The sequence below is a fragment of the Nocardia sp. NPDC058497 genome (assembly GCF_042720195.1).
Classification (GTDB): Bacteria; Actinomycetota; Actinomycetes; order Mycobacteriales; family Mycobacteriaceae; genus Nocardia.
Genome location: NZ_JBHXMY010000076.1, coordinates 1 through 16,011 on the forward strand (window position 1 = coordinate 1; position 16,011 = coordinate 16,011).

Here is a 16,011-nt window from a genome sequence, read left to right on the forward strand (position 1 = left end):
GCCTTGATCGTGGTCCCCACCATGGTCGAACGCCTGCTCGACGTGCCGGGTGACGTGCGCGCGAGCTTCGACCTGTCGAGCCTGCGGCACGTCGTCAGCTGCGGCGCCCCACTGGCCGGGGCCACCGTGCTGCGCTTCCTCGACACCTTCGGCGACGTGCTCTACAACGTGTACGGCTCGACCGAGGTCTCCTGGGCCAGCGTCGCCACCCCCGCCGACCTGCGGGTCTCGCCGACCACCGCGGGCCGGCCGCCGCTCGGCACCCGCGTGGCCGTGCTCGGTCCCGACCTGCGTCCGGTGCCGGTCGGCGCGACCGGGCACATTTTCGTCGCCAATCACATGCTCTTCGACGGCTACGTCAACGCGGCGCCGCCGGAGGAGGCCGACGGCATGCTCGACACCGGCGACCTCGGCTATCTCGACGCCGCGGGCCGGTTGTTCGTGGCGGGCCGCGACGACGAGATGATCATCTCCGGCGGCGAGAACGTCTTCCCGCGACCCGTCGAGGAAGCCCTGGCGAATCTGCCGCAGATCACCGAGGTGGCCGTGGTCGGCGTCCCCGACCGGGAATTCGGTCAGCGGCTGGCCGCGTTCGTGGTGAAACGCGAAGGGGCTGGCCTGGATTCGGACATGGTGCGCACCTACATCCGCAACCGGCTCAGCCGCTTCTCGGTCCCGCGCGACGTGACGTTCCTCAACGCCCTGCCGCGCGGGGAGACCGGCAAGATCCTCAAGCGGGTGCTGGTGCGGCCGGAGTCAGCGCTGAGCGAGTAGCAGCCGCAACGCCCGCTCGATCGCCGCCGAGGCCTGTTCGCCGGACAGCCCGCGCCGGTCCTGCAGATGGTGGCGCATCGGCCAGGCGAGCGCGCCGTCGATCAGATCGAGCAACTCGTCGTCGGCGGTACCGTCGGGCCGGGTGAGTTCGGGGGCGAACAGCGCGGCGAGGACGGCGCGGATGCGTTCGTCGGTCAGGCGCATGCGCGCGTCGATCGCGGCGACCGACCGCGACTCCTGCAGACCGGGCAGGCGCGGGGTGCGCTGGAGATCGAAGATGGCACCGCTTTGCCGCACCGCGATCGCGATCCGGTCGGCGAGCGCCAGGCCGGGATCGGTTGTCACCAGGCACGCCTCCACCGTGGCGGACTGGTGCTCGGTCGCGGCGGCGAGCAGGGCATCGCGGTCGGCGAAGTGCACGAAGATGCTGCGTTCGGAAGTGCCTGCCCGGGAAGCGATCTCGCGGGTCGTCGGCGCGAAATCGCCCTCGGTGATCGCGGCGAGCAGTCCGACGATGATGGCTTCGCGCGTCTTCGCCGGATCGCGGCGGCGCCGCGGCGGACGCGCTCCCGGCTCGTCCGCCGCCTCGACCTGGTGCCCTGACCTCATCGGCCCATCACAGCACAGACCGTCGCTCGTCTGTCTACTCGCTCGGCTGCGGCGCCGTCCGGTTCATCACCGAATGTGTGCGTGAGTAGCCGAAGTAGACGACCAGACCCACCACCAGCCAGGCCAGGAACCGCAGCCAGGTCTCCCACGGCAGTGAGTAGATCAGGTAGGCCGAGAACCCGATACCGATCAGCGGGATGACGGGCATGAACGGCAGCCGGAACGAGCGCGGTGCGTCGGGCCTGGTGCGCCGCAACACGATCACCGCCGCGCACACCACGATGAACGCCATCAGGATGCCGATATTGGTGAGTTCGGCGACGGTGTTGATGGGCAGCACACCTGCCAGGATCGCCGCGCCGACACCGACGATCCAGGTCACCCTGGTCGGCACCTTGCGGGTCGGGTGGGTCTTGGCGAACCACTCCGGCAGCAGCCCGTCGCGGCTCATCGCGAACCACACCCGGGTGACGCCGAGCATGAAGGTGAGCACCACGGTGACGATGCCGACGATCGCGCCGACGGCGATGATATTGGCGACGCCCGGCATCCCGACCGACTCGAACGCGGTGGAGAAGCCGCTGGTCGGGCTGATCTCGGTGTATTTCTGCATGCCGGTGAGCACGAGGGTGGCCAGCACGTAGAGCACCATCGCGATGGCCAGCGAGTAGATGATCGCCTTGGGCAGATGCTTGCGCCCGTCGATCGATTCCTCGGCCGCGGTACTCATCGCGTCGTAGCCGAACACCGCGAAGAACACCGTCGCCGCACCCGTCCACACCGCGCCCGCGCCGAACGGGAAGTACGGGTCGTAGTTGGCGCTGTCGATGTGGAACACCCCGAGCACCACGATGAGCACCACCAGGGCCACCTTGATCCCGACCGCGACCGTCTCGAACCGGCCGACGCTGCCGATCCCGCGCGAGAGCACCCAGGCGGTGCCGAGGCAGAACAGCACCGCGAACAAATCGACGACCCGCCCGTCACCGGTATCCGGCGCGCCGAGCATCCATTCCGGCAGGGTCAGCCCGACCTGGTCGAGCAGGAACCCGAAGTATCCGGACACGCCGATGGCGACCACCGCCGCGACCGCGATGTACTCCAGCAGCAGGTCCCAGCCGATGAACCAGCCCGCCAGCTCACCGAGGGAGACATAGCCGTAGGTGTAGGCCGAGCCCGCCTTAGGCACCATGCCGGCGAACTCGGCGTAACACAGCGCCGCCGCCGCGCTGGCGACACCGGCGATCAGGAACGAGATCAGCACCGCCGGCCCGGTCACCGAATGGGCGACCGACCCGGCCAGGGTGAAGATGCCGGCGCCGATGATGCCGCCGACGCCGATGGCGGTGAGCTGCCACAGGCCGAGCGATTTGGCGAGCCGTTCGTCGCTCGGGATCTCGTCCTCGACCTCGACGAGGGGTTTGCGACGCAGCATCTGGGCGCGCAACTCTGCGAAAGACATTCGCGTTCCTTCCGTCGGCGTACACCGCCACATCGCGATGTACGGACCCGAGTACACCGCCACGCAGCGACCGTGGGCGCCGAGAGTGAATATTGTTCAGCCGTAGAGCCCGAATGGATAGTCGGTCGTTACCCGCGCCCGCCGACGAGCGCGCGCAGGAAGAACCCCAGGTTGGCGGGCCGTTCGGCCAGTCTGCGCATGAAATACCCGTACCACTGGTCACCGTAGGGGACGTAGACGCGAACGTGGTTGCCCGTGTCGGCGAGTCGCTGCTGTTCGTCGGCGCGGATGCCGTACAGCATCTGGTACTCGTATTCCTCGGTCTTGCGCTGCGCCGACTGCACCGCGACCCCGGCCGCCGCGATCACCGCCGGGTCGTGCGAGGCGATCATCGGATAGCCCGAGCCCGCGGTCAGGATCGCCAGGCAGCGCAGATACGACGCGTCGACCTCGGCCCGGTCACGGAAGGCCACCGACTCGGGTTCGTCGTAGGCGCCCTTACACAACCGGATTCGCGACCCCGGGCCCGCCAGCGCCCGGCAGTCGTCCTCGGTGCGGCGCAGGTAGGCCTGCAGCACCGTGCCCAGCCAGGGGAAGTCGGCGCGCAGGTCGCGCACGCTGGCCAGGGTCGAGTCGGTGGTGGTGTGGTTCTCGGCGTCGACGGTGACCCAGATGCCCGCGGCCTCGGCGGCGGTGCAGATCTGGTGGGCGTGCTCGCGGGCGATCGCGTGCCCGTCGCGCGGCAGCGCCTGGCCCAGCGCCGAGAGTTTGACCGAAACCTCCAGCGGCCGAACAGCTCCCGTCGCGACATCGGCCTGGGGGAGCAGGCCGAGCGCGGCGATCAGCGCGCGGTAGTGCTCGACCGTGGCTCGCGCGCCTGCCAGGTCGGTGGTGTCCTCGCCGAGATAGTCGATGCTGACGAAACGGCCGGAGCGCAGCAGGGTTTCGGTCGCTCGCACCGCGTCGTCCTCGGTGGTGCCCGCGACGAAGCGGGCGACCACATCCCGGCTGACCGGCAGCCGGGTGACAGTGCGTTCCAGCCGCGGTGAGCGGGCGGCGGCGAGCATGGTCGAGCGCAGCAGTGCCGACATCAGCGGGCCTCCGTCTCGGGCGCCTGGTGCGGATAGCGGTGGTCGGTGGGCGGGGTGAAGGTTTCCTTGATGGTGCGGGCGGAGGTCCAGCGCAACAGGTTCTGGGCCGAGCCCGCCTTGTCGTTGGTGCCGGAGGCGCGTCCGCCGCCGAACGGCTGCTGCCCGACGACCGCGCCGGACGGTTTGTCGTTGATGTAGAAGTTGCCCGCGGCGAAAGTGAGTCGCTCGGTCGCCGCGGTGATCGCGGCGCGGTCCTCGGCGATGATAGAGCCGGTCAGGCCGTAGGCGCTGCCGCGGTCGACGAGGTCCATGGCGTCGGTGAAGCCGGCCGGGGTGCTGTCGTCGTAGACGTGCACCGCCAGGATCGGGCCGAAATACTCGGTGTGGAAGATCTCGTCGGCGGGATCGTCACCGACGACGATGGTCGGCTCGACGAACCAGCCGACGCTGTCGTCGGCGTGACCGCCCGCGACCACGGTCAATCCCGGTGTCGCCTTGGCCCGCGCCAGTGCCGCGGTATTGCGGTCGAACGCGCGCCGATCGATCAGTGCCCCACCGAAATTCGTGAAATCGGTGACGTCGCCGTAGCGCAGCGCGGCGGTCTGCTCGATCAGCTCCTCCGACATCGCCGCCCACACCGAACGCGGGACGAACGCGCGCGAGGCCGCCGAGCACTTCTGCCCCTGGTAGTCGAACGCGCCGCGCAGCAGCGCGGTGGTGAGCACCGCCGGATCGGCCGAAGGATGCGCCAGCACGAAGTCCTTGCCGCCGGTCTCGCCGACCAGTCGCGGATAGGTGCGGTACCGGTCGAGCCGCTGTGCGACCTCGCGCCACAGGTGCTGGAAGGTCTTGGTCGATCCGGTGAAGTGGACTCCGGCCAGTCGCGGATCGGCGAGCACCACGTCCGAGATCTCCGGTCCCGGTCCGTGCACCAGGTTGATCACCCCGGGCGGCAGACCGGCGGCCTCGAGCAGCTGCATGGTCAGGTAGGCGGCGACGGCCTGCGTTCTGGCCGGCTTCCACACCACGGTATTGCCCATCAGCGCGGGCGCGGTGGGCAGATTGCCCGCGATGGCGGTGAAGTTGAACGGCGTGACCGCGTAGACGAACCCCTCCAGCGACCGGTACTGCATCCGGTTCCACACGCCGGGCGCCGAGATCGGCTGCTCGGCGAGGATCTGGCGGGCGAAGGCCACGTTGAACCGCCAGAAGTCGACGAGTTCACACGGCGCGTCGATCTCGGCCTGATACGCGGACTTGGACTGACCGAGCATCGTCGCGGCCGACAGCTTCTCCCGCCACGGGCCGGCGAGCAGATCGGCGGCCCGCAGGAAGATCGCGGCCCGATCGTCGAACGACATCGCCCACCAGGCCGTGGCGGCGGCCGTGGCGGCCTCGACCGCGGCGGTGGCTTCGGCGGCGCGCGCATTGTGCAGGGTGCCGAGCACAGCGGCGTGCCGGTGCGGCTGAACCACGTCGAAGCGCGGACCGTCGCCACGCAGGTGGCGGCCGCCGATCACGTGGTGGATCTGGGTGGGTGTCGCGGACAGGTCGGTGAGCGCGGTCTGCAGGCGTGCGCGCTCCGGGGTTCCCGGGGCGAAAGTGCCGACCGGTTCGTTGACCGGCGGCGGAGTGGTCGCGATGGCGTCCATGAAGGCGGCTCCTGCGTCGTGGTAGGTGCGGGATGTGACGTAGTCAACACCGATGCGCAGCGGTCATAATCGTCTGATCGGATGAAGAACTATCCCTGCCTTTATCTGATCGGCCAAAGATTCGGAGGTGCACGATGCCGGACGGGTCCACCACGCTCGGCGAACTCCTCGCCGCGCTTGACCACACCGTCGCCACCCTCGTCGACGCACCGGCGGGAGAGTCGGTGCCGGTCCGCTCGGTCGCCCTCGCCGAGCCCGCCGATCTGCCCGAGCACCTCGAGACCGAGGGCCCGCTGCCGGAGGTGTACCTGCTCGTCGGAGTCGACGCCGACGCCACCGAACGGTGGCTGCGCGAGGTCGCCGCCCGCGATCCCGGCCAGCGGCCCCGCGTGCTGATGACCTAGCGCGCCGACGACTCTCCCGCGGTGCGTGCCGCGGCCGCCGCGGCGGGCATCGCGCTGGTGCACCTGCATCGGCAGGCCCGCTGGGATCAGGTGTTCCCGCTGGTGCGCCGGATGCTGGCCCGTTCACCCGGCCAGCGCGCCGCCGCCGACGACCACGACCTGCTCGCTCCCGACACCGACCTGTTCGGGCTGGCGCAGGTGGTCGCCAAGGAGACCGGCGGCATGGTGTCCATCGAGGACCCGCAGTCGCACGTGCTCGCCTACTCCGCCTCCGACGCCTCCGCCGACCAGTTGCGCATCCGATCCATCCTCGGCAGGGAGGGCCCGAGCGACTACCTGCGGATCCTGCGCGAATGGGGCGTGTTCGACCGGGTGCGGCGCAGCGACGAGGTCGTCGACGTGCCCGAACATCCCGAACTCGATATCCGCCGCCGCCTCGTCGTCGGCATCCGCCGTGGCACGCCCGCGCGCATGCTCGGCACCATCTGGCTGCAGCAGGGCGATCAGCCGCTGCGCCCCGACGCGGCGCAGGTGCTGCGCGGCGCCTCGGCGGTCGCCGCGCGGATCATCGCCCGCGGCTTGGACGCCCCGTCGACCGAGGCGCTGCTGGTGCGCAGGCTGTTCGGCGCGCACGGCGACGGGGTCGACGTGCCGTCGGTGGCGGCCGCGCTGAACCTGCCCACCACCGGTCCCGCCGCGGTGATCGGCATCGCGGCGATCGGGCCGGTCGCCGGGCTGGCGGCATCGAGCGGCCTGATCCGATTGCACGCCAGCGCTTTCCGGGACGATTCGGTGACCGAGGCGATCGGTGACCGGGTCTATGTTCTGCTGCCGTCCTACCACTCCGAACGCAGCGTCGGTTCTTGGGTGCGCCGTCTCGTCGCGCAACTCGAGCAGACACGGGGCCTGACGGTGCGGGCCGCGGTCGCCGCACCCGTGGCCGGGTTGACCGCTGTCGCGGGCGCCCGCGCCGAGGTCGACCGCGTCCTGGACAGCCCTGCCGTGTCGGGAAGCCGGGTGAGCACGCTGGCCGAAGCACGGACCGCGGTGCTGCTGGCCGAGATCCTCGAACTCGTCCGCGACCGCCCGCAACTACACGATCCACGCCTGGTCGCACTCGACGACTATGACCGCGCCCACGCCGCCGAACTGCGCGTTTCGGTGCAGGCGTATCTGCGGGCGCACGGCGAGGTGAGTGCGGCCGCGTCCACCCTGCGCGTGCACCCGAACACCCTGCGATACCGGTTGCGCCGGGCGGAAGCCGTCCTCGGCGTCGACCTGAACGATCCGGCCGACCGGCTGCTGCTGGAGATCCAGCTGGCCGCGGTGCCGATTGCTCAGCGGTAACTCAGTTATTGCAGTTATGCTGCAATAGCGACGCTCCGTCGCACCCCCCCCACGTGGCGGAGAAGTCATCGCCTGAGTGAGGTTGTAGTGGTGGACGGTACGAATGCGGACCGATTCTCGGTGTCGCGCCGCGGCATGCTCGGCGTCGGAGCCGGGGCCGCCGCGGCACTGGCTGTCGGCATGACCGTCAGCGGCTGCGGTGACGAAGCGGCCGGGATCGCGCGTCGAAGACGCAGACCGATCCCACGAAGGCGATCGCGGACGCCAACCGTGCCCTGGCCGACACCTTGCCCTTCGGTGACACCGCCGACTTCGCCGACGCCGACCGCGGCTGGATCGCCTCCTTCGAACCGGGCACGGTCACCGACCCGTCGGGAAAGGTGGTGTGGGACAACGACTCCTACGACTTCCTCGCTGGGTCCTGTCCGCAGTCGGTGAATCCGAGCCTGTGGCGCCAGGCCCAGCTCACCGTGAAGCAGGGCCTCTACGAGATCGCGCCGGGCTTCTACCAGATCCGTGGCCTCGACATATCGAACATGACGCTGATCGAAGGCGACACCGGCGTGATCGTCATCGACCCGCTCATCTCGGCCGAGACCGCGGCTGCCGGCCTCGCCCTCTACCGCGAGCATCGCGGCGATCGACCGGTCACCGGCCTGATCTACTCGCACTCCCACGTCGATCACTTCGGCGGCAGCTACGGGGTCATCACGCCGCAAGACGTCGCGGCAGGCCGCTGCCCGGTGATCGCGCCGTCGGGATTCCTCGAGCACGCCGTCGCCGAGAACATCTACACCGGCACCGCGATGGCGCGCCGCGCCGCCTATATGTACGGCGCCGCCTTACCCCGTGGTCCGAAGGGGCAGGTGGGAGCCGGTCTCGGACAGACCACGTCGACCGGAACGATCAGCCTCATTCCGCCCACCCTCGACGTCACCCGCACCGATCCATGCACAACATCGTGACCCTGCGCGGTGGGCTGGTCCGCGATCCGCACGGGTGGGCGAAGTACCTCACCGACTCGATCAATCGCTACGGCCGCCGGTCGGATCTGGTGTTCTCCTCCCATCACTGGCCGATCTGGGGCACCGACCGGATCGTCGAGTTCCTCTCGCTCCAGCGCGACATGTACGCCTACCTCAACGATCAGACGCTGCGGCTGCTGAACCAGGGCTTCGTCGGCGCGGAGATCGCCGAGATGATCACGATGCCGCCCGCGCTCACGGCGTCATGGTCCACCCACGGCTACTACGGTTCGGTCAGCCACAATGTGAAGGCCGTCTATCAGCGGTACATGGGCTGGTTTGACGGCAATCCGGCACATCTCTGGGAGCATCCGCCGGTGGACAACGCCCGCCGCCACGTCGAGGCGATGGGTGGCGCCGCCGCGGTGCTCCAGCAGGCGCAGCGAGCCTACGATGCCGCCGACTTCCGCTGGGTGGTGCAGCTGGTGAACTACGTGATCTTCGCCGAACCGGCAAACGACACCGCGAAAGCCTTGCAGGCCAGTGCTTTCGAACAGCTGGCCTACGGATCGGAGAATGCTACCTGGCGCAACTTCTACCTCAGCGGCGCCCACGAGTTGCGGCACGGGTCCTTCGGTACCCCGACCGCCGCGAACTCCGCCGCGCTGGCCTCCGCCTCGAGCGTGGAGCAGGTGTTCGACGCGATGTCGCTGACGCCGTAAGCCCTACCGCTTGGCGTAGTCGGCGACACCCTGCCAGTCGAGCATCACGCAGGGTTCGTCGCCGACCACCCAGGCGTCGTGGCCGGGCGGTACCACCATGAAATCGCCGGGGCCGAATTCCTGCTGTTCGCCGTCGTCCATGACCACCATCAGTTTCCCGGACAGGCAGTAGCCCATGTGCGGTGCCTGGCAGCTGTCGGTCTGGGCGATCGGCTTGACGTGCTCGGACCATCGCCAGCCGGGTTCGAACACCGCCCGGCCCACCGGGCCACTGTCGAGATTGACCAGATCGAGCCTGCCTTTGTCCTGCTCGAAGGGCCGGGTCTCCTCTGGGGAATCGAAATTCTTGCGGATCATGGCAGACATGACGTTCTCCTGGTCGTCCGGAGGGGCCGGCGTGTCGTGGTCCACCAGGGCGCGTCAGCGCGCTCGGCCCGCGACGGCAGCCACCGCACCGTCCATGGTTCGCCGGTGGCCGACCACGCGCAAGAGTCGCGGGGCACGCGCCGCGCGGTGCCGCGGCGCATGCCCCGAGCCCGTCGTCAGGCTCCTCCGGTGGGCACCTCGCCCACGGCCTTGGCCGGATCGATGACACCGAAGACCTCGCCCTGCGGCGCCTGCAGGATGCCCATCCGGCCGAACGGGCTGTCGTCGGGCCCCATGATCACCGAGGCGCCCAGAGCGGTGGCCTTGGCCAGGGTGCCGTCGGCGTCGTCGACCTGGATCCAGGTGAGCCAGTAGGTCGGGGTGCCGAGCGCGGACGCGTCCATCATGCCGCCGACGCCGTCGGTCTGGCCGGGGAGCGCGAACGTGGAGTAGGTGAAGCTCTCGCCGTCACCGATTTCGGTGTAGTGCCAGCCGAAGACGGTGTTGTAGAAGTCGTGCGCCTGGTCGTAGCCGGAGGTGTGCAGCTCGTTCCAGCAGTAGGCGCCGTGCTGGTTGTAGATCTCGGCGCCGTTGTGCGCCTTGGCTTCCCAGACACCGAACACGCCGCCGGTGGGATCGGAGCCGATGAACATGCGGCCCACGTCGAGGACGTCGAACGGCGGCATGAACACCTGTCCGCCTGCCTTGGCGACCTTTTCGGCGATCTCGTCGGCGCGCTCGGCCGCGATGTAGGTGGTCCACGCTGAGGGCATCGGCATGCCGTCGGGTTTCGGGCCGATGCCCGCGGCGGGTTTGCCGTCGAGCATGGCCATCAGGTAGCCCCCCGCGTCGGTGGGTCCGTCCTGGATGTCCCAGCCGAACAGGGCACTGTAGAAGTCACGGGCGGCACTGGTGTCGTCAACCTGACAGTCGATCCAGCAGGGTGTGCCCTGGGGCCAAGCTTCGTCACGTGTCGGCATTGTCGAACGTCCTCCTCGGCGATGGATGGAAGCCGGCCGGAACCGCGCCGGCAGTGCCCAGTCAACCACCAGCCACCGACACCCGCGAGTGTCCGCGCGCGACCCGGCGGCCCGCTGAACTGGAACAATGCGTGTTCACTGCGACAGTCCGAGCGGGCCGAGGCTCGGCGATTCAGGTCGTTGCCGCTGTTACAGTTTCCGCGCCGATCGTGCGGTGGCTAGGTCAACGGGAAACGAACCGGTCGGGGAGCGACACTATGGCGGTAAGAGGTTCCGAACGCGGGCTCGTCCGGATGCTGGTGACGATCCTCGCTCTGATAGTCGTGCTCGGATGTGGCGGCGGCCCGGCGGCGGGACAACCCGCCGACTCGCCCGCGGCGCACTGGACGGCGCTACACGACGGGCCGGGCGCCTACCCCGAGGTCCGGGTGGAGCGCGGCGTCGAGATCACCATGAGCGACGGCGTCGTCCTCAAGGCCGACGTGTACCGGCCCGCGGACGCGGCGGGGGTGATCGAGCAGAAGCCGCTGCCGACGATCGTCAGCCTCACGCCGTACTCGAAACTGATGACCGGCCTGATCGAATCGGCCGCCGCGATCCCCGGCCTGCAGGCCACCGCCGTCGACATCGTGCGCAGGCTGAACCTGTCGGCCACCCCGATCAGCGGTTTCGGCGATCTGATGCAGGCACTCGACGGCGGCATGATCCAGACCATGCTCGGCGTCGACCGCAAACTCATCGCCGGCGGGTACACCGTCGTCGTCGCCGATGTGCGCGGAACCGGCCTGTCCCAGGGCAAATGGAACACCCTCGGCGCCCGTGAGCAGCTCGACACCCGCGAGGTGATCGACTGGGCGGCGCAGCAGCCGTGGTCGAACGGGCGCATCGGCATGAGCGGCGGCTCCTACTCCGGTATCAACCAGTTGCGCGCCGCGGAGGACGCGCCCGCCGCACTGCAGGCGATCTTCCCGGTGGAGCCGGGTAGCGACCTGATGCGCGATGTGGTCGCTCCCGGCGGTGGCGTCGGCACCACCTTCCTGCCGATGTGGCTGAACTCGGTGAATCAGCTCAAACTCGTCCCCGATGTCGCCTCGATGGCCGACGGCAGCTTCGACTGGACCTGGTTCCGCGACCGGCTCGCCGACCCGACGACCAACTTCGATCTGCTCGCCCAGGCGCTGTTCACCCCGTCGCTGTCGAACATGCCGCCCGCGCTCGACGGCGCGCTCGACGACACCTCGGCCTTCCGCGAGGCGATCATGGGGCACCCGGAGAAGGTGACCGTGCCGACCTTCGTCTACGGCGGCTGGCATGACATCTTCGCCAACAGCGCGACCAAACTCTACGAGCAGATCCCCCTGCCCGCGGGGCGCAAGCAGCTCGTCGTCGGCGACACCTATCACGCCAATCCCGGTGCGGGAACCGGTGTTCCGGGCGCGCCGCCGCGGCTGGACGTCTTGCAGCGCGCCTGGTTCGACAAGTGGCTCAAGGACATCGACAGCGGCGTCGACGACTTCGGCCCCGTCACCGTGAAGCAGCAGGGCGGCAGCTGGATCACGCTGCCGGAGTTCCCGATGCCCGGCGTCACGCATCGTCGCGTCTACCTGTCCGCCGCCCCGAGTGGCAGCACCGAGGACAGCCTGCACGACGGTTCGCTCAGCGCCACCGGACCGGCCGCGGCCGAAAATCTCACCGTCGCACCGGGTCTGAGCACCATGTGCTCGCGGGACGCGGCGCAGGGCTCGGCCGGGATGGCGGCGGCGCTGGACGCCTGCGCGAAGGATTCCCGGATCGCCGAACGCAACGCGCTCACCTTCACCAGCGCACCGCTGACCGAGCAGACGGTGATCTCGGGCCCGATCAATGTGCGGCTCAATACCGTGCACGACTCCACCGACGGTTTCTGGAACGTCACCGTCAACGATGTCGCGCTCGACGGCACCTCGACCGTGCTGACCACCGGTCAGCTGACGACGTCCATGCGGGCCATCGACGAACGGCGCAGCGCGCGCTCGGTCAACGGCGACCTCACCGCCCCCTTCAATCCGCTCACCCTCGACCGGCTGCTGCCCGTGGTCCCCGGCGCGCCCACCGCGATCGATGTCGCCATCATCCCGACCCAAGCGGTGCTGGCGCCCGGACACCGGCTGCGCATCGACGTCTACGCGGGCAACGCCCCCAAGGCGCTGCCGTTCCGGCCGATGCTGAACGCGACCGGACTCGAACCCCAGCACCTGCGTCTCGACCCGGCCGAACCGAGCTTCGTCAACCTGCCCACCGACCGCCCGATTCCCTGACCGGCATCGGATCCAGGGCCGATCCGGCGTGCCCGGACTCACCACCCGCGCGGTGTGTGAGCCTGTAGACCCGTGGTTCGGACGAGGAGGTCGATGTGGTGCAACCCGTCATCGTGGTGATGGGCGTCTCCGGGTGCGGCAAGACGACGGTCGGCGCGCTGACGGCCGCGCGGCTCGAGGTGCCCTATGCCGAAGGCGACGACTTCCATCCGATCGAGAACATCGAGAAGATGGCGGCAGGCATCCCGCTCACCGACGAGGACCGGTGGCCGTGGCTCGACACGGTCGCCACCTGGCTCGGCGGGCACCAGGAGTCCGGCGGCGTCGCCGCGTGTTCGGCGTTGCGGCGCTCCTACCGTGACCGGCTGCGCCGGGGCGCGCCGCACGCGTACTTCGTGCATCTGGCCGCCACCAGGGCAGAACTGCTGCGCCGGATGACCGGCAGGCTCGGCCACTTCATGCCGACGATCCTGCTCGACTCACAGCTGGAGACGCTGGAACCGCTGGAACCCGGCGAGGCGGGCGTAACCCTCGACGCGCTCGCGCCGCCGACGGTGCTGGTGACCGAGGCGGTTGACGCCTGGCGGGCCGATTACCGCTGAAGCAGCGGATGCAGCTGCTCGACCGGGGCCAGCAGCAGCCCGCCGCCGACGACCAGCGCGGCCAGGCACAGGGCGGTGAAGAACAGCACCCACAGCAGCGCGGGCAGGTGGGTCAGCCTGGCCAGCTGATCGGCATCGGAATCGGTGCGCCCCGGCTGCCGACGGCGGCTGCGCTGTAGTTCGATCACCGGCCGGACCGCGGCGGCCAGCAGGAACCACGCCGCCAGGTAGGCGAAACCCGCCTGCAGCAGATCGGTGCCGAACCAGGACACGCCGAACACCAGCGCGCCGAGCACGGCGACGGTGAGCAGGCCGTAGATATTGCGGACCTTGACCAGTACCGCGGCCAGCATGAGCAGCGTCGCCCACAGCATCAGCGTCACCCGGCCGGTCCCGAGCAGCGCCGCGTACCCGAGCCCCAGCGCCGCCGGGGCCGGATAGCCCGCGGCCGCGGTGAGGATCATGCCGAGACCGGTCGGCTTGCCGCTGGACACGGTGAGCCCGGAGGTGTCGGTGTGCAGGGTGATCGCGTGCAGCCTGCGCCCGGTGAGCAGGGCGACCAGCGCGTGCCCACCCTCGTGGACCACGGTCACCGCCGCCCGGGTGAGCCGCCACAGCGGCCGGTAGCCGACCAGGACGAGCGCCACCGCGGCGGTGACGAGCACCAGCCACCATGCGGGCGCGGGTTGGGTGGCGAGGAGACGGTCGAGCAGCGAGCTGGCGGATCCGGTGTTCACCGCCGCACTTTAGCTGTCCACGGCGTCGGGCGTGCGCTCGCGCGAAACCTGGGACGGCAGCGGATGATCGGGTTCCAGGGCGGGTAGGCCGTCGATGCTGACGGCGTTGTCGCCCGCGATGCGGCGGGCGAAGTCCGCGTCGGTGCGGCGGGTGTGCGCCTCGTCGAGAATCGAGCGTTCCTCGACGAGCTCGAGGTAGGGGACAGACCAGCCGCACGAGTCGGCGACGCGGTCCACCGAGACCGCGACGACCGCGCGGATACCGGTGTGCCCGGTGCCGAAATGTTCACGCAGCGTGGCGAATTCGGACGAATCGGGACGGACCACGCGGCCGGTGCCGAACAGGCGCAGGATGCGGGCCGTCCGGGTGAACGAGCAGAACATCACGGTGATCCGGCCGTTGTCGCGCAGGTGTGCGATTGTCTCCGCGCCGCTGCCGAACAGGTCGAGGTAGGCGACCGTGTGGTCGTCGATCACGGCGAAGGTGTCGCGATACCCCTTCGGGGAGACGTTGACGTGGCCGCCGTCCGACGGCGCGGTGCCGATGAAGAACATCGGCTGTTCGGCGATGAAGGCCCGTAACTTGTCGTCGATCCGGTCGAACACCTTGGCCATCACGCACTTCCTCGTCCCGCCAGGCAGCGGGCTCCCCGCCTCTACTGTATCGGCGGGCCGTCGTTCGGTTCATGCTGAGGGTTACCGCAGACGCGAACCGGGCGGTGTCCGACGATGTCGGTATGACGCAGACCGCACCCAGCCCCGTCCACCCCGTGCAGCAGCGCTACGCCGACCCGTCGACCGAGGTCCCCGCGCAGTGGAATCCGGTGCCGAATCCCTCGGACTCGGCACCGTCTACATCGGCGCGCTGCGCAACGACCCGGAACGGGTGGCCGCCGAACTCCATCTGCCCGAGCACGTCTTCGCGGTCTTCGGCCTGGTCGTCGGGCATCCCGACCCGGAGGAGGGCACGCGGGTGAAGCCGCGACTGCCGCAGGCGGCGGTGCTGCACCAGGAAAACTACGATCTGGCAGGGCAGCGTGAGCCCGTCGCCGCCTACGAGGAGCGGATCGGCGAGATCTACTCCGAGCAGGGGCTGCCGTTCTCCTGGACCGAACGGGTCCTGGCCAGGCTGGCGTCGAAGGCCTCACTCAACGGGCGCGACCGGCTGCGGGAGTCCTTGGCGGCCAGGGGATTCCGGCTGCGCTGAGCAGGCTCAGCCGTCGAGCGCGGCGCGGGTCAGCTCGAGCGAGCGGATGCGGGCGTCGATGTCGTAGACCAGCGTGTTGAGCATGAGCTCGTCGGGCGCGGCGGCGGCGAGCAGTTCGGCGGCTTGGGCGCGCACGGTGTCCGGCGAGCCCTGCAACTGACCGGCCTTGCGCTGCGCGGCGAAGCGCCGTTCGGCGTCGCTGCCGGGGAAGGCGGCAGCCTGTTCCGGCGTCGCCAGCGCCTGCGGACGGCCCGCGCGCAGCTGGGCGAAGGCGAGGTCGCGCGGTGCGGCGAGCCGGTCGGCCTCGGCGTCGGTGTCGGCGCAGATCGCCGAGGCGGCCACTATCGTGTACGGCGCGCTCAGCGTCTCCGACGGCCGGAAGTTGTCGCGGTAGAGCGCGAGCGCGGCGGCGGTGTTGTCCGGGGCGATGTGGTGGGCGAAGGCGAACGGCAGCCCGAGCACCGCGGCCACCTGGGCGCTGTAGCCGCTCGAGCCGAGCAACCACACCTGCGGTTCGGCGTCACGGCCGGGACTGGCGACGATGCCGTCGGGGTCGGCGCCGCGGAAGAATCCGATCAGCGCGGTCAGCTCGCGGGGGAACGAATCACCGTTCAGGCCCTCGGCGTTGCGCCGCAGCGCCCGCGCGGTCACCGGATCGGTACCGGGCGCGCGCCCGATGCCCAGATCTAAACGCCCCGGAAGCAGCGACTCGATCGTGGCGAACTGCTCGGCGACCCCCCGCGGCGGGTGATTTTGGAGCGGTGGTTTTTTAAAAAAAGAATATCGCGCCGAATAG

The 16,011-nt window shown here is 69.7% G+C and carries 14 protein-coding genes and 2 pseudogenes; 7 read left to right on the plus strand and 9 right to left on the minus strand.

What is annotated here, in order from left to right:
* Positions 1-774: AMP-binding protein (locus ACFWPJ_RS08205; RefSeq protein WP_378848738.1), on the plus strand; the 774-nt coding region annotated here is incomplete at its 5' end.
* Here ACFWPJ_RS08205 and ACFWPJ_RS08210 read toward each other — a convergent pair.
* The 4 genes from ACFWPJ_RS08210 to pruA all read right to left on the minus strand — a co-directional run bounded on the left by ACFWPJ_RS08210 (position 757) and on the right by pruA (position 5,588).
* Complete coding sequence (locus tag ACFWPJ_RS08210) at positions 757-1,383, minus strand: TetR family transcriptional regulator (RefSeq protein ID WP_378848741.1); 627 nt, start codon at positions 1,381-1,383, stop codon at positions 757-759. The two genes, ACFWPJ_RS08205 and ACFWPJ_RS08210, sit on opposite strands and share 18 nt — an antisense overlap.
* Before the next feature lie 34 nt (positions 1,384-1,417).
* Positions 1,418-2,845: an amino acid permease gene (locus ACFWPJ_RS08215; protein WP_378848743.1), complete on the minus strand. Its 1,428-nt coding sequence runs from the start codon at positions 2,843-2,845 to the stop codon at positions 1,418-1,420.
* 128 nt (positions 2,846-2,973) lie between these two features.
* The gene (locus ACFWPJ_RS08220; protein WP_378848746.1) at positions 2,974-3,936 is read right to left on the minus strand and encodes a proline dehydrogenase family protein; all 963 of its coding nucleotides are present in this window, start codon (positions 3,934-3,936) and stop codon (positions 2,974-2,976) included.
* Positions 3,936-5,588 (minus strand): L-glutamate gamma-semialdehyde dehydrogenase, encoded by a 1,653-nt coding sequence (gene pruA / locus ACFWPJ_RS08225; RefSeq protein ID WP_378848748.1) that lies wholly within the window; start codon positions 5,586-5,588, stop codon positions 3,936-3,938. The genes ACFWPJ_RS08220 and pruA overlap by 1 nt, the downstream gene beginning before the upstream one ends.
* A 134-nt stretch (positions 5,589-5,722) precedes the next feature.
* On the opposite strand from pruA, the gene ACFWPJ_RS08230 reads away from it, so the two are divergent.
* The 3 genes and pseudogenes from ACFWPJ_RS08230 to ACFWPJ_RS08240 form a co-directional block, all read left to right on the plus strand.
* On the plus strand, positions 5,723-5,992 hold the full coding sequence (locus ACFWPJ_RS08230; protein WP_378848750.1) for a hypothetical protein: 270 nt from the start codon (positions 5,723-5,725) through the stop codon (positions 5,990-5,992).
* Between the two features lie 21 nt (positions 5,993-6,013).
* A complete protein-coding gene (locus ACFWPJ_RS08235; RefSeq protein ID WP_378848752.1) occupies positions 6,014-7,339 on the plus strand; it encodes a PucR family transcriptional regulator in 1,326 nt (441 codons plus the stop codon).
* 254 nt (positions 7,340-7,593) lie between these two features.
* Positions 7,594-9,017 (plus strand): annotated as a pseudogene (locus ACFWPJ_RS08240) (alkyl/aryl-sulfatase); the annotation flags it as partial.
* Positions 9,018-9,029: 12 nt separating this feature from the next.
* Here the strand turns inward: ACFWPJ_RS08240 and ACFWPJ_RS08245 are convergent.
* Both ACFWPJ_RS08245 and ACFWPJ_RS08250 read right to left on the minus strand, forming a co-directional pair.
* The gene (locus ACFWPJ_RS08245; RefSeq protein WP_378848755.1) at positions 9,030-9,392 is read right to left on the minus strand and encodes a cupin domain-containing protein; all 363 of its coding nucleotides are present in this window, start codon (positions 9,390-9,392) and stop codon (positions 9,030-9,032) included.
* A gap of 176 nt (positions 9,393-9,568) precedes the next feature.
* On the minus strand, positions 9,569-10,372 hold the full coding sequence (locus ACFWPJ_RS08250; protein ID WP_378848758.1) for a VOC family protein: 804 nt from the start codon (positions 10,370-10,372) through the stop codon (positions 9,569-9,571).
* Between the two features lie 257 nt (positions 10,373-10,629).
* Here ACFWPJ_RS08250 and ACFWPJ_RS08255 point away from each other — a divergent pair, with 257 nt between their 5' ends.
* Together ACFWPJ_RS08255 and ACFWPJ_RS08260 are read left to right on the plus strand one after the other, a co-directional pair.
* Positions 10,630-12,669, plus strand: coding sequence for a CocE/NonD family hydrolase (locus tag ACFWPJ_RS08255; protein ID WP_378848761.1), 2,040 nt, complete (start codon positions 10,630-10,632; stop codon positions 12,667-12,669).
* Between the two features lie 119 nt (positions 12,670-12,788).
* Positions 12,789-13,271: a gluconokinase gene (locus tag ACFWPJ_RS08260; RefSeq protein WP_378848770.1), complete on the plus strand. Its 483-nt coding sequence runs from the start codon at positions 12,789-12,791 to the stop codon at positions 13,269-13,271.
* Here the strand turns inward: ACFWPJ_RS08260 and ACFWPJ_RS08265 are convergent.
* A complete protein-coding gene (locus ACFWPJ_RS08265; RefSeq protein ID WP_378848764.1) occupies positions 13,262-14,008 on the minus strand; it encodes a M50 family metallopeptidase in 747 nt (248 codons plus the stop codon). The genes ACFWPJ_RS08260 and ACFWPJ_RS08265 overlap by 10 nt on opposite strands.
* A gap of 9 nt (positions 14,009-14,017) precedes the next feature.
* Positions 14,018-14,623: a pyridoxamine 5'-phosphate oxidase family protein gene (locus ACFWPJ_RS08270; protein WP_378848766.1), complete on the minus strand. Its 606-nt coding sequence runs from the start codon at positions 14,621-14,623 to the stop codon at positions 14,018-14,020.
* A gap of 205 nt (positions 14,624-14,828) precedes the next feature.
* Between ACFWPJ_RS08270 and ACFWPJ_RS08275 the strand changes: the two are divergent.
* Positions 14,829-15,215: pseudogene (locus ACFWPJ_RS08275) on the plus strand (NADPH-dependent oxidoreductase); the annotation flags it as partial.
* A gap of 6 nt (positions 15,216-15,221) precedes the next feature.
* On the opposite strand, the gene ACFWPJ_RS08280 reads toward ACFWPJ_RS08275, so the two are convergent.
* The coding region (locus tag ACFWPJ_RS08280) for an MsnO8 family LLM class oxidoreductase (protein ID WP_378848768.1) at positions 15,222-16,011 on the minus strand (790 nt) is incomplete at its 5' end.

Bases quoted from the DNA above. Each gene is read 5' to 3' on its own strand.
- ACFWPJ_RS08210 (WP_378848741.1), bottom strand. From the start codon at position 1,383: ATGAGGTCAGGGCACCAGGTCGAGGCGGCGGACGAGCCGGGAGCGCGT.
- ACFWPJ_RS08215 (WP_378848743.1), bottom strand. From the start codon at position 2,845: ATGTCTTTCGCAGAGTTGCGCGCCCAGATGCTGCGTCGCAAACCCCTC.
- ACFWPJ_RS08220 (WP_378848746.1), bottom strand. From the start codon at position 3,936: ATGTCGGCACTGCTGCGCTCGACCATGCTCGCCGCCGCCCGCTCACCG.
- pruA (WP_378848748.1), bottom strand. From the start codon at position 5,588: ATGGACGCCATCGCGACCACTCCGCCGCCGGTCAACGAACCGGTCGGC.
- ACFWPJ_RS08230 (WP_378848750.1), top strand. From the start codon at position 5,723: ATGCCGGACGGGTCCACCACGCTCGGCGAACTCCTCGCCGCGCTTGAC.
- ACFWPJ_RS08245 (WP_378848755.1), bottom strand. From the start codon at position 9,392: ATGTCTGCCATGATCCGCAAGAATTTCGATTCCCCAGAGGAGACCCGG.
- ACFWPJ_RS08250 (WP_378848758.1), bottom strand. From the start codon at position 10,372: ATGCCGACACGTGACGAAGCTTGGCCCCAGGGCACACCCTGCTGGATC.
- ACFWPJ_RS08255 (WP_378848761.1), top strand. From the start codon at position 10,630: ATGGCGGTAAGAGGTTCCGAACGCGGGCTCGTCCGGATGCTGGTGACG.
- ACFWPJ_RS08260 (WP_378848770.1), top strand. From the start codon at position 12,789: ATGGGCGTCTCCGGGTGCGGCAAGACGACGGTCGGCGCGCTGACGGCC.
- ACFWPJ_RS08270 (WP_378848766.1), bottom strand. From the start codon at position 14,623: ATGGCCAAGGTGTTCGACCGGATCGACGACAAGTTACGGGCCTTCATC.